This is a genomic window from Tateyamaria omphalii (assembly GCF_014651375.1).
GTDB lineage: Bacteria > Pseudomonadota > Alphaproteobacteria > Rhodobacterales > Rhodobacteraceae > Tateyamaria > Tateyamaria omphalii.
This window is the reverse complement of the sequence record NZ_BMWT01000005.1, coordinates 85,252-105,631: the sequence shown is the minus strand read 5'-3', so window position 1 is coordinate 105,631 and position 20,380 is coordinate 85,252. Positions and strand designations below refer to the sequence as shown.

Annotated in this window: 23 protein-coding genes; 18 read left to right on the top strand and 5 right to left on the bottom strand. The window is 57.5% G+C overall.

Annotated features, from left to right (window positions below; all coding sequences use genetic code 11):
- Positions 1-53: 53 nt before the first annotated feature.
- From guaA to IE087_RS16885, 11 genes are all read left to right on the top strand, one after another.
- Positions 54-1,628, top strand: coding sequence for a glutamine-hydrolyzing GMP synthase (gene guaA / locus IE087_RS16935; protein WP_189370557.1), 1,575 nt, complete (start codon positions 54-56; stop codon positions 1,626-1,628).
- A complete protein-coding gene (locus IE087_RS16930; RefSeq protein WP_189370556.1) occupies positions 1,619-1,897 on the top strand; it encodes a putative quinol monooxygenase in 279 nt (92 codons plus the stop codon). Before guaA ends, IE087_RS16930 begins: the two co-directional genes overlap by 10 nt.
- A complete protein-coding gene (locus IE087_RS16925; RefSeq protein ID WP_189370555.1) occupies positions 1,894-2,763 on the top strand; it encodes a DMT family transporter in 870 nt (289 codons plus the stop codon). The genes IE087_RS16930 and IE087_RS16925 overlap by 4 nt, the downstream gene beginning before the upstream one ends.
- A gap of 148 nt (positions 2,764-2,911) precedes the next feature.
- The gene (locus tag IE087_RS16920) at positions 2,912-4,054 is read left to right on the top strand and encodes an OmpP1/FadL family transporter (RefSeq protein ID WP_189370554.1); all 1,143 of its coding nucleotides are present in this window, start codon (positions 2,912-2,914) and stop codon (positions 4,052-4,054) included.
- 106 nt (positions 4,055-4,160) lie between these two features.
- On the top strand, positions 4,161-5,096 hold the full coding sequence (locus IE087_RS16915) for a DMT family transporter (protein ID WP_189370553.1): 936 nt from the start codon (positions 4,161-4,163) through the stop codon (positions 5,094-5,096).
- A 43-nt stretch (positions 5,097-5,139) separates the two neighbouring features.
- Positions 5,140-6,003: an ATPase gene (locus IE087_RS16910; RefSeq protein WP_189370552.1), complete on the top strand. Its 864-nt coding sequence runs from the start codon at positions 5,140-5,142 to the stop codon at positions 6,001-6,003.
- Positions 6,000-6,350 (top strand): hypothetical protein, encoded by a 351-nt coding sequence (locus IE087_RS16905; RefSeq protein ID WP_189370551.1) that lies wholly within the window; start codon positions 6,000-6,002, stop codon positions 6,348-6,350. Before IE087_RS16910 ends, IE087_RS16905 begins: the two co-directional genes overlap by 4 nt.
- A 27-nt stretch (positions 6,351-6,377) precedes the next feature.
- Positions 6,378-7,325, top strand: a complete 948-nt coding sequence (locus tag IE087_RS16900) for a homoserine O-succinyltransferase (protein ID WP_189370550.1) — start codon at positions 6,378-6,380, stop codon at positions 7,323-7,325.
- Between the two features lie 4 nt (positions 7,326-7,329).
- Complete coding sequence (locus IE087_RS16895) at positions 7,330-8,301, top strand: alpha/beta fold hydrolase (protein WP_229801434.1); 972 nt, start codon at positions 7,330-7,332, stop codon at positions 8,299-8,301.
- Between the two features lie 54 nt (positions 8,302-8,355).
- The gene (gene ppk2 / locus IE087_RS16890) at positions 8,356-9,225 is read left to right on the top strand and encodes a polyphosphate kinase 2 (RefSeq protein WP_189370549.1); all 870 of its coding nucleotides are present in this window, start codon (positions 8,356-8,358) and stop codon (positions 9,223-9,225) included.
- Positions 9,218-9,835: a TetR/AcrR family transcriptional regulator gene (locus IE087_RS16885; RefSeq protein ID WP_189370548.1), complete on the top strand. Its 618-nt coding sequence runs from the start codon at positions 9,218-9,220 to the stop codon at positions 9,833-9,835. Before ppk2 ends, IE087_RS16885 begins: the two co-directional genes overlap by 8 nt.
- Before the next feature lie 43 nt (positions 9,836-9,878).
- On the opposite strand, the gene IE087_RS16880 is transcribed toward IE087_RS16885, so the two are convergent.
- The 3 genes from IE087_RS16880 to rplM all read right to left on the bottom strand — a co-directional run bounded on the left by IE087_RS16880 (position 9,879) and on the right by rplM (position 12,375).
- Positions 9,879-11,060, bottom strand: coding sequence for an LLM class flavin-dependent oxidoreductase (locus tag IE087_RS16880; protein ID WP_189370547.1), 1,182 nt, complete (start codon positions 11,058-11,060; stop codon positions 9,879-9,881).
- A gap of 362 nt (positions 11,061-11,422) precedes the next feature.
- Positions 11,423-11,911 carry a 30S ribosomal protein S9 gene (rpsI, locus tag IE087_RS16875; protein WP_189370546.1) on the bottom strand — a complete coding sequence of 163 codons (489 nt, stop codon included), beginning with the start codon at positions 11,909-11,911 and terminating at the stop codon, positions 11,423-11,425.
- A 2-nt stretch (positions 11,912-11,913) separates the two neighbouring features.
- Positions 11,914-12,375, bottom strand: coding sequence for a 50S ribosomal protein L13 (gene rplM, locus IE087_RS16870; protein WP_189370545.1), 462 nt, complete (start codon positions 12,373-12,375; stop codon positions 11,914-11,916).
- A gap of 158 nt (positions 12,376-12,533) precedes the next feature.
- On the opposite strand from rplM, the gene IE087_RS16865 reads away from it, so the two are divergent.
- Complete coding sequence (locus tag IE087_RS16865; protein ID WP_189370544.1) at positions 12,534-12,851, top strand: hypothetical protein; 318 nt, start codon at positions 12,534-12,536, stop codon at positions 12,849-12,851.
- Positions 12,851-13,897 carry a hypothetical protein gene (locus IE087_RS16860; RefSeq protein WP_189370543.1) on the top strand — a complete coding sequence of 349 codons (1,047 nt, stop codon included), beginning with the start codon at positions 12,851-12,853 and terminating at the stop codon, positions 13,895-13,897. Before IE087_RS16865 ends, IE087_RS16860 begins: the two co-directional genes overlap by 1 nt.
- Here the strand turns inward: IE087_RS16860 and IE087_RS16855 are convergent.
- Complete coding sequence (locus tag IE087_RS16855) at positions 13,894-15,309, bottom strand: aminotransferase-like domain-containing protein (protein ID WP_189370542.1); 1,416 nt, start codon at positions 15,307-15,309, stop codon at positions 13,894-13,896. The two genes, IE087_RS16860 and IE087_RS16855, sit on opposite strands and share 4 nt — an antisense overlap.
- 94 nt (positions 15,310-15,403) lie before the next feature.
- Here IE087_RS16855 and IE087_RS16850 point away from each other — a divergent pair, with 94 nt between their 5' ends.
- Positions 15,404-15,637 carry a DUF1127 domain-containing protein gene (locus tag IE087_RS16850; RefSeq protein WP_229801433.1) on the top strand — a complete coding sequence of 78 codons (234 nt, stop codon included), beginning with the start codon at positions 15,404-15,406 and terminating at the stop codon, positions 15,635-15,637.
- 61 nt (positions 15,638-15,698) lie between these two features.
- Here the strand turns inward: IE087_RS16850 and IE087_RS16845 are convergent, their stop codons facing one another.
- A complete protein-coding gene (locus IE087_RS16845; protein WP_189370541.1) occupies positions 15,699-16,133 on the bottom strand; it encodes a PaaI family thioesterase in 435 nt (144 codons plus the stop codon).
- A 57-nt stretch (positions 16,134-16,190) separates the two neighbouring features.
- Between IE087_RS16845 and IE087_RS16840 the strand changes: the two genes are divergently transcribed.
- The 4 genes from IE087_RS16840 to gluQRS all read left to right on the top strand — a co-directional run bounded on the left by IE087_RS16840 (position 16,191) and on the right by gluQRS (position 20,373).
- The gene (locus IE087_RS16840; RefSeq protein WP_189370540.1) at positions 16,191-16,976 is read left to right on the top strand and encodes an enoyl-CoA hydratase; all 786 of its coding nucleotides are present in this window, start codon (positions 16,191-16,193) and stop codon (positions 16,974-16,976) included.
- 544 nt (positions 16,977-17,520) lie between these two features.
- A complete protein-coding gene (gene trmFO, locus IE087_RS16835; RefSeq protein ID WP_189370539.1) occupies positions 17,521-18,873 on the top strand; it encodes a methylenetetrahydrofolate--tRNA-(uracil(54)-C(5))-methyltransferase (FADH(2)-oxidizing) TrmFO in 1,353 nt (450 codons plus the stop codon).
- 40 nt (positions 18,874-18,913) lie between these two features.
- On the top strand, positions 18,914-19,519 hold the full coding sequence (locus IE087_RS16830) for a class I SAM-dependent DNA methyltransferase (protein ID WP_189370538.1): 606 nt from the start codon (positions 18,914-18,916) through the stop codon (positions 19,517-19,519).
- Entirely contained in the window at positions 19,516-20,373 is an 858-nt protein-coding gene (gene gluQRS, locus IE087_RS16825) for a tRNA glutamyl-Q(34) synthetase GluQRS (protein WP_189370537.1), read from the top strand. Before IE087_RS16830 ends, gluQRS begins: the two co-directional genes overlap by 4 nt.
- Positions 20,374-20,380: the final 7 nt, after the last annotated feature.

The following is a 20,380-nucleotide window of genomic DNA, read 5'->3' as shown; positions in this document are numbered from 1 at the left end:
CGAGCCCCAGTCCCGCGCTTGCCACCCCGCGCGCACAGGCCTATTGCACGCACATGACCGACCAGATCCACGACCGCCTCCTCATCATCGACTTCGGCAGCCAGGTGACACAACTCATCGCACGGCGTTTGCGCGAGCTTGATGTCTATTGCGAAATTCATCCCTACCAGAATGTTGACGCTAGTCTCATTCAGGACATGGCGCCTAAGGCGGTAATCTTGTCTGGCGGTCCAGACAGTGTCACGCGTGAGGGCTCGCCGCGGGCGCCCGATGCCTTGTTCGACATGGGCATTCCGGTTCTGGGCATCTGCTACGGCCAGCAGGTGATGATGCAGCAGCTGGGTGGTCTGGTTGAAGGCGGCAAAATCTCTGGCGGCGGCGGCACTGCAGAATTTGGCCGCGCATTTGTCACGCCCGAAGGGCAGCTCAACCTGCTGGACGGCTGGTTCGGCGATGGCAAGGAACAGGTGTGGATGAGCCATGGCGACCATGTGTCCAAGCTTGCCCCCGGGTTCGAAGTCTATGGAACGTCACCCAACGCGCCCTATGCGATTACCGCGGACACGTCTCGCAATTTCTACGCCGTGCAGTTCCACCCCGAGGTGCACCACACCCCCAAGGGTGCGAAGCTTTACGAAAACTTCGTGCGGCTTGCGGGCTTCACCGGCGATTGGACGATGGGTGCCTACCGCGAAGAAGCAGTGCAGCGTATTCGCGAGCAAGTTGGCGACAAGAAAGTGATCTGCGCCCTGTCCGGTGGTGTCGACAGTTCTGTCGCTGCGGCGTTGATCCATGAGGCTGTGGGCGATCAGCTCACTTGTGTGTTTGTGGACCACGGCCTGCTGCGCAAGAACGAAGCCGAAGAAGTTGTCGGCATGTTCCGCGATCACATGAACCTCCAGGTCATCCATGCAGACGAAACAGAGCTGTTTCTGGGGGAACTTGAAGGACAGTCCGACCCAGAAACCAAACGTAAGATCATTGGCCGTCTGTTCATCGACGTGTTCCAGAAATACGCGGACCAGATCGAGGGGGCCGAGTTCCTGGCCCAAGGCACGCTTTACCCGGACGTCATCGAAAGTGTCAGCTTCTCGGGCGGTCCGTCCGTCACGATCAAGTCGCATCACAATGTGGGTGGTCTGCCGGAAAAGATGGGGCTGAAACTGGTCGAACCGCTGCGTGAACTGTTCAAGGACGAAGTGCGCGCCCTGGGCCGCGAACTGGGTCTGCCCGACCACTTCATCGGGCGCCATCCTTTCCCCGGCCCCGGCCTTGCCATCCGCTGCCCCGGAGAGATCACGCGCGCCAAGCTGGATATCCTGCGTGAAGCGGATGCCGTCTATATCGACCAGATTCGCAAACACGGGCTGTATGACGAGATCTGGCAGGCGTTCTGCGCCATTCTGCCAGTCCGCACGGTTGGCGTGATGGGCGACGGACGCACCTATGACTATGCCTGCGCGCTGCGCGCGGTCACCTCTGTCGACGGAATGACCGCCGACTACTACCCGTTCAGCCACGACTTTCTTGGAGAGACGGCCACCCGGATCATCAACGAAGTACCAGGCATCAACCGCGTCACCTACGACATTACCTCCAAACCTCCAGGCACCATTGAATGGGAGTGACACTGGACGGGGTTCTGCGCTGCGCGACGGAGGCAGAGGCAGAGCGTGTACGCGCAGCATTGCCTGAGCACGTGCGGCTGACCCGGGCCGAACCTGGCTGCATTCGATTTGATGTATTGTCCACGGACGATCCGATGATTTGGACCGTTTCCGAGGAATTCACCGATCCTGCAGCCTTTGAAGCGCATCAGATGCGTACGGCAAATTCGGTCTGGGCAAAAAAAACTGCAGGCATTGCCCGCGAATACACAATCAAAGGCATGCCATGAGTCCCGTGTTAAAGGCGGCGCTGTGGATGACAGGGTCGATCGCGTCCTTTTCGACGATGGCCGTCGCCGGACGTGAGGTGTCAGAAAGCCTCGATACGTTCGAGATCATGATGTATCGCAGTGTTGTAGGTTTTTTTGTCGTCTGCGCGGTTGCCTTTGCCACAGGCGCGTGGCGCAGCATCAAGACGGACCGCCTAGGCACCCATCTGTTTCGTAACGTGGCGCATTTCACCGGCCAGAACCTTTGGTTTTATGCCGTAACGGTCATCCCTCTCGCTCAGGTCTTTGCGCTTGAGTTCACCTCGCCCATTTGGGTGATCGTGCTGAGCCCGCTGATCTTGGGCGAGCGGCTGACACGGGTGCGGGCATTGGCAGCCATCATGGGCTTTATCGGCATTCTTATTGTCGCGCGGCCTGACATGGCAGGGATCAATGCTGGCGTGATCACAGCGGCGTCATCGGCCATCTTCTTTGCGCTCACGATCATGCTGACCAAACGGCTGACCCGGCACGAAGGCATCACCTCGATCCTGTTCTGGCTAACGACCATGCAGCTTGTGATGGGAATCGCCATGGCGGGCTACGATGGGGACACTGCCCTGCCCGATCTGCAAAGCGGACCTTGGGTGTTCCTGATCGGATGCGCCGGGTTGTTGGCGCATTATTGCCTGACGAATGCACTCTCTATTGCGCCAGCCACGGTGGTGGTCCCAATTGACTTTGTCCGCTTGCCAACCATTGCCATCATTGGAATGCTCGCATATGGCGAAGTCATTGATGTTTGGGTATTTGTCGGTGCCGCAATCATTTTTGCGGGAAACTACGTGAACATTTTGGTGGAATCGCGTCAAACGAAGGCGATGTGACCCGAAAGTCACAAACTTATGACGCTCCGTCACGAGAGCCGATCTGCCCTAGCGTCAATATTGACGCATGCCCCTTGAAAACGGCTTATTGTTTACCAAAGCGCACCCACTCGACATCCACTCTGTGCGCCATTTGGGAGGAAATAACATGAAAACCCGTCTTTTGACGGTCGCGGCGCTTCTGGCGTCCACCGCATCCGCACACGCCGTCGGCCTTGACCGCTCAGGCCAGCGCATTGGTATCCTGTTCGAGGAAGGCAACCGCGTTGAGCTGAGCTTTGGGTATACAAACCCGAGCGTTGAGGGCAGGTCGCAAAACAACCCGCTCTTCGGACCACTTGCAAATCAGCCTATCGACAATGTTGGCGACAACTTCCTTATTTGGAACTTGGGCTTGAAGTATGACTTCAATGACAAGCTGTCATTTGCCATCATCTCCGACGAACCATATGGTTCGGATGTTTTTTACCCTGGGAACCCAGCTGCCAGCGTTCTCGGCGGCACAGGAGCAACCGTAGACAGCAATGCAGTGACTGCACTGGCGCGGTACAAGTTCAATGACAATTGGTCGGTTCATGGTGGCTTGCGCTATCAAGAGGTTTCTGCTGGGGTGACGCTCGGTGGCGTGGCATTCAGAGGCCTCAATGGGTACTCTGGCAACTTCGCGTCCGACGGTGATGTTGGATATGTGGTTGGTGCAGCGTATGAAATCCCTGCAATCGCATTGCGTGTTGCGCTGACTTACAACTCATCCACGACACACAATTTGCCGACCACGGAATTTGTCGGCGCAGCCCAGATTTCAGCACCTGGTGCGACGACTGACGTAGACACACCGGAGTCCATAAATTTGGATTTTCAAACCGGTATTGCGCAAGATACTTTGCTGTTCGGTAGTCTTCGTTACGCCCGCTACAGCGATACAGTGGTTGCGCCAACGGGATTCGTTTCGGTCAATCCTTCAGGTGGTCCTTTGACCGACCTCGAGGATGGATATGATTTCGAGATTGGAGTTGGCCGACGTTTCAATGAAAAGTGGTCTGCATCCATTGCCGCCGGTTTCTCCACAGTGGGTGACGACAACTTGGTGTCACCGCTCGGACCAAACAACGGTTCGCGCCACGTCGCCGTCGGCGCGAAGTACGATGTAAACGACCAATTCGCGATTTCTGGCGGTGTGCGCTACACGATTTTGGGTGATGCTGTTTCGTCCCCAGGCGGCAATCCGGTTGCAGATTTCGACGGTAACAACGCCGTTTCTTTTGGTATCAAGTTCGCCTATAAGTTCTGATCCTGTCCCCATAGGGACACTGCAGACACCCCGCCCATCTGGGCGGGGTTTTTCTTTGCGCAGGTTCCGGGTGGCGAAAATGGGGCTGGGCTGAAAAGGTGCGCCTATGACCTCACAAAAAACACTCTCAGGACGCGCCTGGTCCGAACTTATCCTTCTTGGCCTGATCTGGGGCGCATCCTTTCTGTCCATCCGCATCGCTCTGGACGAAATCGCCCCCCTCACCAGCATCGCACATCGCACATTCTGGGCCATGTGGGCCCTGTGGCTCGTGGTTTGGGCAATGCGCCTGCCTGTGCCACGCGATCCGCGTGTTTGGGGTGCATTTCTGGGCATGGGGATTCTGAACAACGTCATCCCTTTCGGCCTCATGGCATGGGGGCAGTTGCACATCGAAACCGGGCTTACATCGATCCTGAACGCGGCCACCGCTATTTTCGGAGTCATGGCTGCTGCGCTTTTCTTTGCGGACGAACGGATCACAGCGCGCAAGGGAATTGGGGTTGCTCTTGGTTTTTTTGGTGTGGCAACGGCCATTGGGCTGGAGAATTTCAAATCCTTTGATCTGCGCAGCCTCGCCCAAGTGGCCATTGTTGCGGGCACCGTCAGCTATGCTTTGGCCAGTGTTTGGGGGCGTCATTTCCTTGGCGGCCTGCGTCCACAGGTTGCGGCCGCTGGTATGTTGACAGGATCAAGCGTTGTTACCGTTCCGTTGGCATGGATGGTCGATGGGCCGATCAGCCTGAACCTGCAAACGGACACAGTGCTGTCCATTGCCTACTATTCGATCCTAGCGACGGCGGGCGCCTACCTTCTTTACTACCGCGTTCTGGCCATGGCGGGGTCAGGCAACCTGATGCTGGTCACGCTCGTTATCCCGCCGGTTGCAATCGTCTTAGGCTCCATAGTGCGGGATGAGACACTCAACCCAAACGCTTTTGTCGGCTTCGCCCTTTTGGCGCTTGGCCTGACCATCATAGATGGTCGCATCCTCACCGTTCTGCGACGCGGGAGCGTTGACCGGCCCAGCCCCCGCAGCTAGGACAGCCCAAACCGGAAAACGGCACGGGGGGACTTTGACGAAAATGCTCTATCGCGATGCGGACAGCTGGCGGGCCGCTCCGTCAAAACGTGTGCTTGTGTTTGGAATGTCCGGCTTGGGCAAGACACATATGTCTACGACATTGCGCGACAGCAGAAACTGGTTCCACTATTCGATCGATTACCGCATCGGCACTCGCTACATGGGTGAACGCATCGCCGACAACGCCAAGGCCGAAGCCATGAAGGTTCCATTTTTACGGGACCTTCTGATGTCTGACAGCATCTATATCGGCTCGAATATCACGTTCCATAACCTGAGCCCCGTATCGACGTATTTGGGCAAACCGGGCGACCCGTCCAAAGGCGGCTTGCCGATCGCCGAATACCGCCGGCGACAAGAGCAGTTCCGCCAGTCGGAAATTGCCGCACTCAACGACACCGGCTATTTCGCTGAACGGGCACAGCAATTGTATGGCTATCCCAACTTCATCTGTGACACGGGTGGATCCATTTGTGAATGGGTTGACCCATCGGATGACCATGATCCGTTGATGACCGCACTCAGCGCAGTGGCCTTGCCGATCTGGATCAAAGGGGACGAGGCGCACACGGCGGCGCTGATAGCGCGGTTTGACAGGGCACCGAAGCCGATGGCCTATCAGCCGGAATTCCTGCTGCAGTGCTGGGAAACTTACTTGTCAGAAACCGGTGTAGCGGAAGGCAAGGTCGATCCTGACGTGTTTGTGCGCTGGACCTATGCCAAGGCTCTCGCCCACAGGCAGCCCCGATACGAAGCAATGGCACGTTGGGGTGTGACTGTCACCGCCGACGAAGTTGCGGCGTTGATGTCAGAAGACGCTTTCGTGAACCTCATTGCCCAAAAGCTTTCTCAGCAAAACCAGTGATCTCTGACGGCTTTGGCGGCATGAGAGAGCGTTGGTGGCAGACAAGTGTCCTTTGTGATGCACATCGCTTTGGAGGCAAGCGCTTCGAGCTTCTTAAGGAGCCATGGGTGGGCGTGATCGAGCGCGACACCAGACAATTGCCTTGGCAACAGCCCCGATTTGATGGGTCATATCAAGGCATGCACAAACAACCAGCTGCAATTCGCTCATGCAGAAAACTTGGTGTTGCTTCCCCTAAAGCCGCCCCCAAAACACGCACCGGCGCACTTTTGCCCGTCACGCCGCTGTCAACGTTTGTTTACCAATGCCTACACGTCTGGAAACCCGGGCCAGCAATCGTTATTTGAGCGCGACAAATGTGAAAGACAGAGAAAATGCCAATCAAAATTCCTTCCTCCCTGCCCGCCTATGACGTTCTGACGAACGAGGGCGTGATGGTGATGGACGAAGAGTTGGCAAGCCATCAGGATATTCGCCCACTCAAGATCGGGCTGTTGAACCTGATGCCCAAGAAAATTCAGACAGAAACGCAGTTTGCGCGCCTGATCGGGGCCACGCCTTTGCAGATCGAGCTGAGCCTGATCCGCATGTCCGAACACAAGAGCAAGAACGCAAGTGCCGAGCACATGGAAAGCTTTTATCGGCCATTCCAGGAGGTGAAGGATCAGAAATTCGACGGGTTGATCATCACCGGCGCGCCCATCGAACATCTGGAATACGAAGACGTGGATTATTGGCAGGAATTGGAAGAGGTCATGGATTGGACCCAAACCAATGTCCATTCCACATTCGGTGTGTGTTGGGGCGGCATGGCAATGCTGCACCACTTCCACAAGGTGCCCAAACACCTGCTGGGGTCGAAACTGTTTGGTGCCTACCGGCACACCAATCTCGCGCCCGCGTCTCCGTATCTGCGCGGCTTCTCCGATGATTGCATTGTGCCAGTGTCGCGCTGGACAGAGGTGCGTTCACCGGAAGTTGAGGCGGCCGGTTTGCCTATCCTACTGGGCTCTGATGTCACCGGACCATGCCTGATCGAGGACCCGGGTCATCGCGCGATCTACATCATGAACCACCTGGAGTACGACAGCGACACGCTGAAACAGGAATATGACCGCGATTTGGAAAATGTGCAGGTCGAAGGCGCCGAGATTGCCCTGCCCGTTGATTATTTTCCGAACGATGATCCATCACAGAAGCCCACCAATCGCTGGCGCAGTCATGCGCACCTTCTGTATGGCAATTGGTTGTCCGAGATTTATCTCACCACTCCGTATGACATGAACCGGATCGGCCGGGACCGCACCGATCTGCGGGGGTGAGAATATGAAAGCAGTGTTGGTTGTGTTGGCCGTGCTGGCTGTCGTTGGCATTGGAACGGTTCAAGTCCTTGCCAAAAAGCGCGAACGCAGTGCAATGGAGCATTATCCGCCGCAAGGCATATTGCTCGACGTGGATGGTGTCACCGTGCACGCGGAACAAATGGGCCAAGGCCCTGACCTTGTGCTGATCCACGGTGCATCGGGGAACACGCGGGATTTCACCTTTGCCTTTGCCGACTTGATCAAGGACCGGTACCGGATCACCATCCTTGATCGTCCAGGGCTGGGCTGGAGCGACCGCGCAGGACCTGAATATGAACGGATATGGACCAACGCGCATGAAGACCCGATCACGCAGGCGCGCCTGCTGCGTGCGGCAACACAGAAGCTGGGTGTCGAGAACCCGATTGTTCTGGGCCATTCCTTTGGTGGCATCGTTGCCCTTGCGTGGGCCGTCGAGTTCGATGATCTGACTGGCATAGTGTCCGTCGCTGGTGTGGCCAATCCCTGGCCGGGTACGCTCGACTGGACCTACACCGTTGGGGGCACGGCCTGGGGCGGCGCCTTGGTGATCCCATTGCTGTCAGCCTTTGTACCGCAAACCTACGTTGACATGATCGTTGCTGGCATCTTCAAGCCTCAGAAAGCGCCGGAGGGGTATCTGGACCACGTTGGATCGGCAATGACCTTGCGCCGCAACACCATGCGGGCCAATACGCGCCAGGTGAACTGGCTGCGCCCGCATGTCGTGGACCTGTCCAAGCGCTATGGCGAGATCACCGAACCTGTTGAAATCGTGCATGGCGATGCCGATACCATTGTGCCGCTGGACGTGCACTCGATCAAACTGCCCGAGCAGATTGACGGGGCCAATCTGACAGTTCTGCCGGGTGTGGGACATATGCCGCACCACACACATGCCAGCGACGTAATTTCCGCAATTGACCGCGTGGCCGACCGTGCGGGTTTGCGTTAGACGTCTCTCTCACCCATATTGCATGTTAAGAGCAGTAACTTGAGGTCTCGAACCATGAGCCTTCCATTCGATGGCGCGATCAGTGAATTTTTCGAGACCGGTGCGCCTGATGATATTCGGGACAAGATCCGCACAGCGGACAAGGATGACATCCTGACCCCGACCTATCCACATGACGAAAGGATGGGGAAAAAGGCCTACGAGCGCGAGATGGAAGCCTTGCAGATCGAACTGGTCAAAATGCAGAGCTGGGTGTCGGACACAGGCGCGCGCGTTACTTGCGTCTTTGAGGGTCGGGACGCTGCCGGTAAAGGCGGCACGATCAAGCGGTTCCGTGAGAATCTGAACCCGCGTGGCGCCCATGTTGTTGCACTGTCCAAGCCCACCGAAACCGAAGCCTCTGAATGGTATTTTCAACGTTATATCAGGCGGTTGCCAGCGGGTGGTGAAATCGCGTTCTTTGACCGCAGCTGGTACAACCGTGCCGTGGTCGAAAAGGTTTTTGACTTTTGCACCACCAAGCAGCGCCAGCATTTCTTTGTTCAGGTCAATCCGTTTGAAGAGATGTTGGTCGATGAAGGCATTCACGTCTTCAAATTCTGGCTGAACGTCTGCCGCGCCGAACAGTTGCGCCGTATTCTCGCGAGAGAGCGGGATCCACTGAAGCAATGGAAGCTGAGCTGGATTGATGTTGAGGGGCTGAAGAAATGGGACGTTTACACAGATGCAATCCGTGAAACCCTAGACCGTTCTCATACCAGCCACGCACCATGGACGATCGTACGATCCGATGACAAGAAACGCGCGCGCCTGAATGCGATCCGCACGGTTCTACATGGGCTTGACTACACGAATAAAGATCCGCAAGCCATTGGAAAGATAGAAAAAGAGATTTGCGGCGGACCGGATATCTGGGATGCCTAAACGCGGGTACCACCACGGCAACCTGCGTCAGGCCCTGATCGAAGCTGCCCTGCAGTTGATCGAAAACAAGGGCCCCACCGGGTTCACACTGTCCGAGGCAGCAAAACAGGCGGGTGTCACCCCGGCGGCAGTCTACCGTCACTATGAAGGACGTGAGGACCTGATCGCCGAGTGCGCGCGCCAGGGCTATGGCATCTTTGCCGACCTGATGGAGCATGCTTACCAATCCGGGCAACCGTCTGCGCTCGCGGCCTTTGAGGCCACTGGACGTGCCTATCTTGCCTTTGCCCGCCGGTTTCCCGGCCACTATATCGCAATGTTCGAAAGCGGCATTTCAACCAACCGAACGCCTGAACTCGCCGACGTTGTGGCGCGTGCGAACGCCGTGCTGGAGAAAGCAGCAGGCGACCTGTCCCAACATATCCCCGAGGACAAGCGCCCGCCCGCTTCAATGTTCTCGGCACATATCTGGGCACTGAGCCACGGCGTTGTCGAACTGTTTGCGCGCAACTCACCAGGCCGAACATCGCCCTTCCCGCCCGAGGATTTACTTGAGACCGGGATCGGGATTTACCTGCGTGGGCTTGGATTGATCCGACCCGACACCTAGAATGTCGCCTGCACATTTGTGCAAGCAACAAATTCTCTCGGGACTATTCAGCAGGCTCGCTTGTGTGTCGCGCGTCTTTCTCTTCCGCGTATTTGGCTTGAGCCGTCTCCACCGCCTTCATGTGAATGTCTGCCAGTTCGGGGCGCAGTTTTTGCGCGCGCATGGCCGCATTCATTGTCGACAGGTGCTGACCTTGGAAATGTGGGAACACCTCACGGGCAATCAGTTCATAGGATTTCTTGGTCGCTTCGAAATTCGCCCAGTTGTGCGCAAGCATCAGATATGCGCCAAAGCCACCATTCGACTGCTTCCACAGCCGGTCAATCTGCGCCTTGCACATTTCTGGCGTTCCGATCGCACCAAAGCCGCTATCATTGATGAAGTCGATCATCTCTTTGGCATTCTGTCCGGGCATCGACATCTGCGGGAATGCCGCAATTTCTTGGAAATAGTTGAACCAGTGTTCAATCCCATATTCCACGTCGCGTCGTGCCTGTTCCGCAGTTTCGGCAATGTGGCAGAGCCCGACAAGACGCCATTTCGAACGGTCAGGCGTGTGACCGTAGTGCTTGGCCTCTTCCTCAATCACGTCCCAATGCAGCGCCAGCGCATCAAACCCGGCGGCCGTTGTCGCCCCAATCGAGATCAATCCGGTGCCGTATTTACCAGCCAGTTTGGGCCCTGTTGGTGAGGCTACCGCGGCCGTCGCAAGGTCAAAATTGGAATAGGGTCGCAGATGCAACCGTGCATCCTTGAGCAACCACCGATCATTCTCGAAATTGACAGGCTCGTCCGAGCGCAGCAGTCGCGTGATCACGTCCAGACCATCGGCAAGCAGGCCGCGCGTGTCTTTTTGGCTCAACCCGATCATCGCGGCATCAGTGGGCAGTGATCCGGGCCCAAGACCTAACATCGCCCTGCCTCGCGTCAGATGGTCGAGTTGCACGATCTTTTCGGCCACCCAAAGCGGATTGTGATAGCTGACGGAAACAACACCCGTGCCCAGCTTGATCCGCCGCGTGCGTGGCGCGGCTGTCGCAATCATGATCTCAGGGCTGGCTGAAATCTCGGACCCGGCAGAGTGGTGTTCACCGAACCAGACTTCGTCGTAGTCACATCGGTCGAGCCATTGAACGAGTTCAAGGTCCTGTTCCAGCGCAAGAGTCGGATTGATCCCCGGCTTGTGAAACGGGGCGAGAAAGATGCCAAAGCGCATCCTGTCCATGGTGTTTCCTCCCAGATATTTTTAGGTGACGTAAGGGCAGCGTACGGCAGGGTACCGTGATCACAAAACCAATTCTGAGTTGTAGGCCGAACTCCGCAAGCGGGGCGCGCTGTGTCACGGGCAAGGGATCACCCTATGCCAGTGGCGACAAATCAGAGCCTAGCTACGCCGCTGCCGGAATGTGTGCCATGATTTGCTAGCTCGAAACCGCCAGCTTGGATGTGCGGCAGACCCTCGTCACCTTGGAAAACTGCGCACTGGTGGTCGACTTGGTCGCCACGCGCAAGGCGGAAGCCTCGTATTGGAAAACAAAAAAAGCCGCCCCACGGAAGGGCGGCTTTTTCGATGATATGATACGGCGCTTAACGCTTGGAGAACTGGAAGCTCTTACGCGCTTTGGCCTTACCGTATTTCTTACGCTCAACCACACGGCTGTCGCGGGTCAGGAAGCCTGCGGCTTTCAAAGCGCCACGCAGGCTGGGATCGTACAGCTGCAGGGCTTTCGAGATGCCGTGCTTGACCGCGCCCGCTTGACCGGACAGGCCCCCGCCCTTGACGGTGGCTGTGACGTCGAACTGATCCTCAACGCCTGCAACCTGGAAAGGTTGACGCAGGATCATTTGCAGCACTGGGCGCGCAAAATAGGTGTTCAGCTCTTTGCCGTTCACTGTGACCTTACCAGAACCCGGCTTGATCCAGACACGGGCAACCGCGTCCTTCCGTTTGCCGGTAGCATAGGAACGACCGAACTCGTCACGGACGGGCTCGCGCGGGGTCATTTCGACTTCGACCGGGGCAGCGTCGCCAGCGACGGCTTGCAGGTCTTCGAGTGTGTTGATTTCGTCAGCCATGCTTATGCGCTCCGGGTGTTTTTCTTGTTCATGGACTTCACATCCAGAACTTCGGGGCTTTGTGCTTCATGCGGGTGCTCTGCCCCGGCATAAACACGCAGGTTGGTCATGATCTGGCGGCTCAGACGGTTGCCGGGCAGCATCCTCTTGACGGCCAGGGTCACAACGCGCTCGGGATGTGCGCCTTCAAGGATCTGCTCCTTGGTGCGCGACTTGATCCCGCCCGGATGGCCGGTGTGCCAGTAGTGATGCTCCTGGCGCTTGTTGCCGGTCAACTGGATCTTGTCCGCGTTGATGATGATCACGTTGTCGCCACAGTCCATGTGGGGTGTGAACGACGGCTTGTGCTTGCCACGCAGACGCATGGCGACGATCGAGGCAAGACGGCCCAGAACAACGCCCTCGGCGTCGATCAGGATCCATTTCTTGTCGATGTCCGCAGGTGTTGCGGTATAGGTTTTCATATGAGTGAATCCCTTGAGGGGTGGAATTTCAGATTGCGTGGTTATACAGCAGGGCAAACCTGCGTCAACGGCATGAAGGCAGTTTTAATCGTGCAAAATCATAAGCTTGCAAATAAGGTATTATTTTACCCCACACAATCACCCGGATACCCTGCCCCATGCTGATAGAATTGGCCGCCCCTGCCCTTGCGGCATTGGCTTTATTGGCCTGTGCGACTGCTGTCGGTGCGCCAGCCATGCGCAAGCTGATTACCGTTTACGAAGCCAAGCATGAGTTAAAGCACGGGTCTGCCGGCTGGCTGCGATCGATCCGAGGATGGTCAATGGTTGCATTCTGGGCAATGACCACATGGTTCATTGCGACAATCATTGGCGACTGGGCTGTGAACGGAGATCTTGGAGCTGCAATTGATCGCGGCTGGCTGCGCCTGCGTATCCTGCTTGAGATCGCCATGGCCATCATGGAGTCCGACTGATGGATGACATCGGCGCCGCACAGTCCGAACTGCAATGCAGCAATTGCGCCGGGCAATGCGCCTATGACCCGGCGCAACAGGCGCTGGTTTGCACAAGTTGCGCCACACGCCACGGCTTGGAATCCGAACACGATGACCGCGCAGCACAAGAGTTCGATTTTGATCCGGATGCGCCAGAGGATGACCCGCCCGTATTGGCCGAAACCCGCGTTCACCATTGCGAAACCTGCGGCGGGGACGTGGTGTTTGTTGGCCAAACCCTATCCGAGCGCTGCGCCTATTGTGACGGGCCGGTGGTGCTGGCGACCAGCGACACAGGCTTTCAAACCAAAGCGCTGATCCCGTTTCGCGTGCCCGAACGCGATGCCCAGGTGGCGGCCCTGGATTGGGTTGCCAAGCGTTGGGCCGCGCCGTCTCATCTGAGAGCCATTGTTTCCAAGGCCCGTGTGGCTGGTCTTTATGTCCCGTTCTGGACCTTCGATAGCGAAGAGGCCGTGAACTATTGGGCCAAGCACAAAATACGCAGGAACAAGCGAACAGTTGTGCGAAAGACCTCGGGCGCGCTGCGCATCACCTTTGACGATCTGCTGGTCCCCGCGTCGCCTCACATCACCCCCTTGATCCGGGACGGCATCCTGCATGACTTTGAACCGCGCCGACTGCGCCCCTACCGCCCCGGTTATCTGGCCGGGTTTGGCGCCGAGCGACACCACCAATCTGTCACCGAAGGGCTGACCGCAAATGCAGAGGACAAGGACCTTTTGATCCGCAACCGGATCAAGGGACACGTCGGCAAGTCAGGTGTGCATGACGTGCGCTATATCACTGACACGAGCGGTGTTCGATACAGGCGCATTCTGCTGCCCGTCTGGATCCTGCACTATCAGTACAATGGCGACGCGATGAAGGTTGTTGTGTGCGGTATGCAAGGACGTACCTATGGCGAGCGTCCGTTTTCATGGGCGAAGCTTACGGGATACGCCGCAGCATTGTCCGCTCTGACAATTGCCTTTGGCCTCACTTGGGGCGCTGGCGGTCCGCTTTAGACCCCGATCTGATCGGGTGGGTTGTCGAGCAGATCACGCAATCGTTCGATAGCCGCTTCGAAAGACTGCAGGCTGACACCTGCATTGATGGCAATGCGCACAGCATGCGGCGTACGCGCATCCCGGCAAGCATAGTCTTCGGCAGCACGGATACCGACGCCCTGTTGTGACGCCGCCTGAACAAAGGCCCCCGCACGCCACCCTTCGGGCAAGCGCAGCCACAGGAATGGCACGTCCTTACGCCAAACGATGTCATATCCCCCCAAGACATTCACCGCCCGTTGCACATAAGTGCCAATGCCCTTGCGCGCATTTGCCATGAGATCAGGTAGGTCGGGGTGAACCAACAAGGATGCAAACAAGTCCGTCATCGGTGTCGGCAGGCCAAAGAACGAGTATTCCGCTGTCCGCCGCAGGACATTGGCCCGCCCTTTCGGTGCAACAGCAATACCAAGTCGCAAGGCTGGCGTGATGGACTTCGAGATCGATGAAATGTACCAAGTTCGCTCTGGTACAATCATGCGGTAGCTGGGCGCCTGTGCCAGCCCCAACCTGTAACAATCGTCCTCAAGGATGTGCAGATCGTGCTTGCGGGCAACTTCGGCTAGTTCCTCGCGCCGGGCGGAAGGTGTGAAACCGCATGTAGGATTGTGTACTTCGGGGGATGTACAAAAAACCTGTGCGTCATGCGCCTTGGCCGCCGCATCCAATGATTCCGGGATGACTCCATGCGCATCCATTTCGACCGGGATTGTGTCTGCGCGCAACAACTCCGCCGCCCGTCGAAAGCCCGGGTAAGCAAGGTCCTCAACCAAAATGGCAGGGCGTCGCCCGCGAAGAAGCGCCTGAAGTACCAACAGAATCGCATTCTGCCCGCCATTCGCAAGGACAATATCATCCGGCCCAAATGATCCGATCGGCGCCCCAGCCAACCACGCCGCCGATGCCGTGCGCGCTTGCGCACTCCCCGCTCGTGTTGGGTAATGCATCACCCCCGAGGGTGGGTCCTGCGCAACCTTGGCCAGCAGCTTGCGGATCAATGTCGCTTGCCCAACGCTCGGCAAGTGCGGTGAAAACAGATTGACGTTCCAGGTCTGCGCCCCGGAATTGTGCGTGACGCTGTCGACCTCAATGGGCACATCAGAATAAAGCGGTCCCTTTTCATCAGGTTGCGCGACAAAAGTGCCACGCCCCACTTCTGCCTTCAGCGTCCCATCATCCGTCAAAAGCGTATAAGCACGCGCCACGGTGCCCGGTGTAATACCAAGGCTCCACGCCAGATCTCGCACTGGGGGCAGCTTATCCCCCGGGGTCAGATCATGGTCCGTAATGCGTTGGCGGATGACCTGCATCACCGCCTTGTATTTCGGAGCTTGCCCATCCAGCAGATCCGGCGACCAAATTGTACCCATTACAATGTTTCCGTAGCGTTACACGATTTCATATTGTATCACACAATCATGGCAATATCGCCACATTGTGTCAATACAATTTTAGGAGTTTCCCATGGCACATCACATGCAAACGCCCGCCTCGCACCTGGCTTACCTGACTGCGCAGAATCGCATTCCGGCAACCTCGGTTGTCGCGCTGCGCATTGCAGTGGTGTTGTCGAAATGGGCCGAACGTCGTCGCAGCCGCCTGGCTTTGCGCCAGCTGGATCCGCACCTGCTGCGCGACGTGGGACTGACACCCGCCGAGGCTGATTACGAGTCTTGGCGCGTGTTCTGGCGGGCGTGACATCCCCGTGGCACCTGCCAGACCTCTTCCTTACGGCCGGGCTTGACCCGGCCGTTTTTTATTATTGTAGATCAACGCCTTGAGGCGGAATGGCATAAGTGAGACTGGCGCGTGCCACAGGTTTGTCGTCCCCCTCCGAAAACAACAAGGCGTCCGTCACAGACAATTGCTTGCCCAGTTTCAACAAGCGGCCATGTGCAATCAAATCAACCCCGGCCTTCGGTTTTCGCATGAAGTCTATGGAACAGTTGGTCGTCACGGCGAGGGCACGCGGCCCAATATGGGCCAAAGTCACCATGTAGGCGGTTACATCCGCCAATCCGAACATAGCAGGCCCCGAAACTGTACCGCCCGGCCGCAAATGCCGGTCCTGCACGAGCAAACGCAGCACAACCCCGTCTTCTGTCACCTCTTCGACATGGAATTCACCCGCAACTTCCAGAAACACCTTTTGTAGAAACGCATTCATCTCGGGCGCAGTCATTACAACAGCCATGCTTTTCCTTCCCTTGTCCCTGCCCTAGGGTGAGCCGCAAACATGTTGGAGGGCAAGATGACAATTCTGGAACGTGAGGTCACAGGGGCCGTCGCCCATCTGCGCATGAACGCGCCTGATCGCCTGAATGCGCTCTCTGATGAAATGATTGCCGAACTGCATGGCGCATTAGATGATGTCGCGAATGACAGTTCTGTGCGTGCCGTGGTGCTGTCAGGTGCGGGCAAGGCGTTTTGCGCGGGCCACGATCTAAAGCAGATGACGGCGGGGCGGCAAGCGGCAGATGGTGGCACAGCGTATTTCAAAGATTTGTTCGACCGATGCGCCGCAATGATGGCGCGCATCCAGTCCCTGCCCCAACCCGTCATTGCGCAGGTGCACGGCATTGCGACCGCGGCGGGATGCCAGCTGGTGGCAACCTGCGACCTTGCAGTCGCGGCCCATGGGACACGGTTTGGGGTCAACGGTGTGAATATCGGCCTGTTCTGTTCGACACCGATGGTGGCGCTAAGCCGCAATATCCCACGCAAACAAGCCTTTGAAATGCTGACCACTGGCGAGTTCATCGAGGCGGCGCGCGCGGTTGAGCTGGGCCTTGTTAACCACGCTGTACCGATGGAGGAGCTGGATATGACCGCCCGGGATCTTGCCAACCGGATCGCTGACAAATTGGGCAGCGCAGTCAAGATCGGCAAGCAAGCATTCTACGAACAGCTTCAGATGCCCATTGCTCAAGCCTACACCTACACCGGTGAGGTCATGGTTACGAACATGATGAATCCGGACACCGTCGAGGGCATTGACGCGTTTATTGAGAAGCGCCCGCCGAACTGGTCTCAATAGCTTCAAAAATGAAGATAAAATCCCGCACGACTTTTGGTTGTTTCCAAATCGTGGACCGACTATTTCCAAGATACGGCTAGCAATTTGGGCACAAATGAGGCACAAATTGGACACGGTTAACAAACCGATGACATTTTTGGGTCGCCGAGTGCGGAAGGTCCCTCCAGGTCAGCCTCTCTCTGACCGACCATCCCCGCAGCGGCGACCCCAAAAGACCTCCCTACAATAGAAAAGCTTCCGGACCCGCCGACAGGTGCATTGTGTTATACGGCCGGTCCGCAATCACCAGGAGGCGCAACAATTACCGGATCCTCGGGGCCGCATGGTTCTCCGCTGATTGGGTAACGGTCCGGTTCCTCGCACGCCTGCAAGGCGAAGAGTGCTGAAACCACGAAAGCGAGTCTGAGTAGTGTCATAGTCTTGTCCTGTACAATTGTGCTCCTTGCATAGAGGTCGCCTAGCAAGACCACATTGATCCTTATCAATTGCCGAAGCAGACTGGGCATGGATTGCGCCACCGACGCGCATGCCCTACATCCCGCCCATGACAAAAATCCTTCATATCGTGGGCGGTGGCATGGCCGGGTCCGAAGCCGCTTGGCAGGGGGCGAACATGGGCGTTCAGGTCGTGATCCACGAAATGCGCCCCAAAGTCGGTACGTTCGCGCATCAAACCGGCCTATTGGGCGAAATGGTCTGCTCTAACTCGTTCCGCTCGGACGATAGCGAGCAGAATGCCGTTGGATTGCTGCACTGGGAAATGCGGGCCGCAAACGGGCTGATCATGCAAACCGCTGACAAGCACCGCCTGCCCGCGGGTGGCGCACTGGCTGTTGACCGTGATCCCTTTGCGCAATCGGTGACCGACGCGCTCAGGGCGCACCCCAACATCTCGGTCGAATATGGGGAGATCACGGCCCTGCCAGATGATGGTCACTGGATCATCGCCACAGGTCCCTTGACATCGACGGCACTGGGTCAGGCGATTTCGAAGGAAACCGGCGCCGAAGCACTCGCGTTTTTCGACGCAATTGCACCGATTGTCTATTTCGACTCGATCGACATGGACCAAGCGTGGATGCAATCACGCTATGACAAGGGCGAGACCGAGGAAGAGCGCACCGCATACCTCAATTGCCCCATGACAAAGCAGCAGTACGAAGACTTCATCGACGCACTGCTGGCCGCCGACAAAACGGAGTTCCACGAGGGCGAGACAGCCGGTTACTTCGATGGCTGCCTGCCCATCGAAGTGATGGCGGAACGCGGTCGCGAAACGCTGCGCCATGGGCCGATGAAGCCCGTGGGGCTCACGAACCCGCACCATCCTGACGTCAAGGCGCACGCCGTGGTACAGCTGCGGCGCGACAACAAACTGGGCACGCTCTACAATATTGTCGGCTTCCAGACCAAGATGAAGTATGGCGCGCAGGCTGATGTTTTCAAACGTATTCCGGGCCTCGAGAATGCGCGTTTTGCACGCCTGGGCGGCATTCACCGCAACACGTTCCTGAACTCACCCACATTGTTGACCGCTGACATGCGTCTGAAGTCACGGCCCAACGTTCGCTTTGCCGGGCAAATCACTGGGGTCGAAGGATACGTGGAGTCCGCAGCGATGGGCCTACTGGCCGGTCGCGCCGCCGCCACGGAGATCCTTGGCGGTTCATTGGACATGCCCCCTGCCACGACAGCGATGGGTGCCCTGATCACCCACATCACCGGTGGGGCCGAGGCCAAGACCTTTCAGCCAATGAACGTAAACTTCGGCCTGTTCCCGCCCGTCGAAGGGCTGCGCGGCGGTCGGCGTGGGCGCAAAGACCGCTACAAGGCCTACACTGATCGGGCCAAGGCAGATTGGCAGGCCTGGCTGGCCCCGCAGGCTGCCGCGGCCTAGAGACTGGACGGATACCACATCCGACCGTTACTTTGTTGGCATGACTGGATTTTTGGACAAGGCCTATCAGGCACGTGACGCGGCTTCGACCCGCGCGCTTTATGATGATTGGGCCGCCAGCTACGAAGCGGAAGTGGCCGAAAACGGATATGCCACCCCGGGCCGGTGTGCCGAGGCATTGCAGAAGTATGTGACTGATCTATCGACCCCAATCCTCGACTTCGGTTGTGGGACAGGTCTGTCAGGTTTGGCGCTCAAGCTAGCTGGGTTCGAGGCCATCGACGGTATTGACCTATCTACCGAGATGCTCGAAGGCGCACGCGCCAAGGGCGTGTATCGGCACCTCGATCAGATTGAGGCCGGTGGCGCGTTGCCCCGAGACGGCTATTCCGCCATGGCGGCCATTGGTGTCATCGGTGCGGGCGCGGCACCCATTGATGTGCTTCACACCCTGATGCGGGCGCTGCCCAAATCCGGCAAGCTGGTGTTCTCTTTCAACGACCACGCGCTGGAAGACCCGGCAAACGAAGCTGGTGTGGCCTCGTGGACCGATTGCGGCGCTGGCCGCCTGCTGTTCAAGAAGCATGGGGATCACCTGCCCGGCATAGACTTGAAGTCCAACGTTTACGTGCTTGAAAAAGCGTGACTTTCACTACCCGATTTGCGCCGTCACCGACGGGTCCACTACATCTGGGTCACGCCTATTCCGCCATGCTGGCACACGACCTGGCACGGGCAGAGAGTGGCACTTTCCTGTTGCGGATTGAAGATATCGATCAATCCCGCGCGCGGGAAACGTGGGAGGACCAAATCTATGACGACTTGCGTTGGCTTGGTCTGGCTTGGGATAGGCCTGTGCTGCGCCAATCTCAAAACATGGATACTTACGCAAATGCTTTGGATACCCTGTGGCGTCAGGGTTTGCTGTATCAATGCGATTGTAACCGACGGGATATTCTTGACGCCGCGCAGGCGCCGCAAGAAGGCGTGCCCACCCACGGTCCCGATGGGTTAATCTACCCTGGCACCTGCCGTCACATGCATTCGCGTACGGGCTCGCGCCCCCAAACCGTGGCCCTGCGGCTTGATCTAGTGGCGGCCATTGCTCAAATCGATGCCGAACTCGTTTTTTCTGAAACCGGTGAGCACGCTGGGCAGATTGAGATCAAGAATCCAACGCAGACCATTGGTGATATCGTTTTGGCACGCCGGGATATCGGCACGTCATATCATCTGTCCGTTGTTGTCGATGACGCAGCGCAAGGGGTGACTCATGTGTTACGCGGCGCGGATCTGGCGGAGGCAACTGGCATTCATATCGTCCTGCAACACTTGCTGGATCTGCCCACCCCGATCTATCACCATCACCGCCTGATCCGGGATGATTCCGGCAAACGTCTGGCCAAGCGTGACGATGCACGCGCGATCTCTAAGTACAGGGCTGAGGGCGCCACCCCAGACGACATCAGGCGGATGGTCGGCCTGCCGCCCGCCCCGTAGGTCGGGG

Bases quoted from the DNA above. Each gene is read 5' to 3' on its own strand.
- IE087_RS16930 (WP_189370556.1), top strand. From the start codon at position 1,619: ATGGGAGTGACACTGGACGGGGTTCTGCGCTGCGCGACGGAGGCAGAG.
- trmFO (WP_189370539.1), top strand. From the start codon at position 17,521: ATGACAAAAATCCTTCATATCGTGGGCGGTGGCATGGCCGGGTCCGAA.
- IE087_RS16845 (WP_189370541.1), bottom strand. From the start codon at position 16,133: ATGGCTGTTGTAATGACTGCGCCCGAGATGAATGCGTTTCTACAAAAG.
- IE087_RS16925 (WP_189370555.1), top strand. From the start codon at position 1,894: ATGAGTCCCGTGTTAAAGGCGGCGCTGTGGATGACAGGGTCGATCGCG.
- IE087_RS16910 (WP_189370552.1), top strand. From the start codon at position 5,140: ATGCTCTATCGCGATGCGGACAGCTGGCGGGCCGCTCCGTCAAAACGT.
- IE087_RS16850 (WP_229801433.1), top strand. From the start codon at position 15,404: ATGGCACATCACATGCAAACGCCCGCCTCGCACCTGGCTTACCTGACT.
- IE087_RS16920 (WP_189370554.1), top strand. From the start codon at position 2,912: ATGAAAACCCGTCTTTTGACGGTCGCGGCGCTTCTGGCGTCCACCGCA.
- IE087_RS16840 (WP_189370540.1), top strand. From the start codon at position 16,191: ATGACAATTCTGGAACGTGAGGTCACAGGGGCCGTCGCCCATCTGCGC.
- ppk2 (WP_189370549.1), top strand. From the start codon at position 8,356: ATGAGCCTTCCATTCGATGGCGCGATCAGTGAATTTTTCGAGACCGGT.
- IE087_RS16865 (WP_189370544.1), top strand. From the start codon at position 12,534: ATGCTGATAGAATTGGCCGCCCCTGCCCTTGCGGCATTGGCTTTATTG.
- IE087_RS16860 (WP_189370543.1), top strand. From the start codon at position 12,851: ATGGATGACATCGGCGCCGCACAGTCCGAACTGCAATGCAGCAATTGC.
- IE087_RS16895 (WP_229801434.1), top strand. From the start codon at position 7,330: ATGAAAGCAGTGTTGGTTGTGTTGGCCGTGCTGGCTGTCGTTGGCATT.
- rplM (WP_189370545.1), bottom strand. From the start codon at position 12,375: ATGAAAACCTATACCGCAACACCTGCGGACATCGACAAGAAATGGATC.
- IE087_RS16885 (WP_189370548.1), top strand. From the start codon at position 9,218: ATGCCTAAACGCGGGTACCACCACGGCAACCTGCGTCAGGCCCTGATC.
- IE087_RS16855 (WP_189370542.1), bottom strand. From the start codon at position 15,309: ATGGGTACAATTTGGTCGCCGGATCTGCTGGATGGGCAAGCTCCGAAA.
- IE087_RS16915 (WP_189370553.1), top strand. From the start codon at position 4,161: ATGACCTCACAAAAAACACTCTCAGGACGCGCCTGGTCCGAACTTATC.
- IE087_RS16880 (WP_189370547.1), bottom strand. From the start codon at position 11,060: ATGGACAGGATGCGCTTTGGCATCTTTCTCGCCCCGTTTCACAAGCCG.
- rpsI (WP_189370546.1), bottom strand. From the start codon at position 11,911: ATGGCTGACGAAATCAACACACTCGAAGACCTGCAAGCCGTCGCTGGC.
- IE087_RS16830 (WP_189370538.1), top strand. From the start codon at position 18,914: ATGACTGGATTTTTGGACAAGGCCTATCAGGCACGTGACGCGGCTTCG.
- guaA (WP_189370557.1), top strand. From the start codon at position 54: ATGACCGACCAGATCCACGACCGCCTCCTCATCATCGACTTCGGCAGC.
- IE087_RS16900 (WP_189370550.1), top strand. From the start codon at position 6,378: ATGCCAATCAAAATTCCTTCCTCCCTGCCCGCCTATGACGTTCTGACG.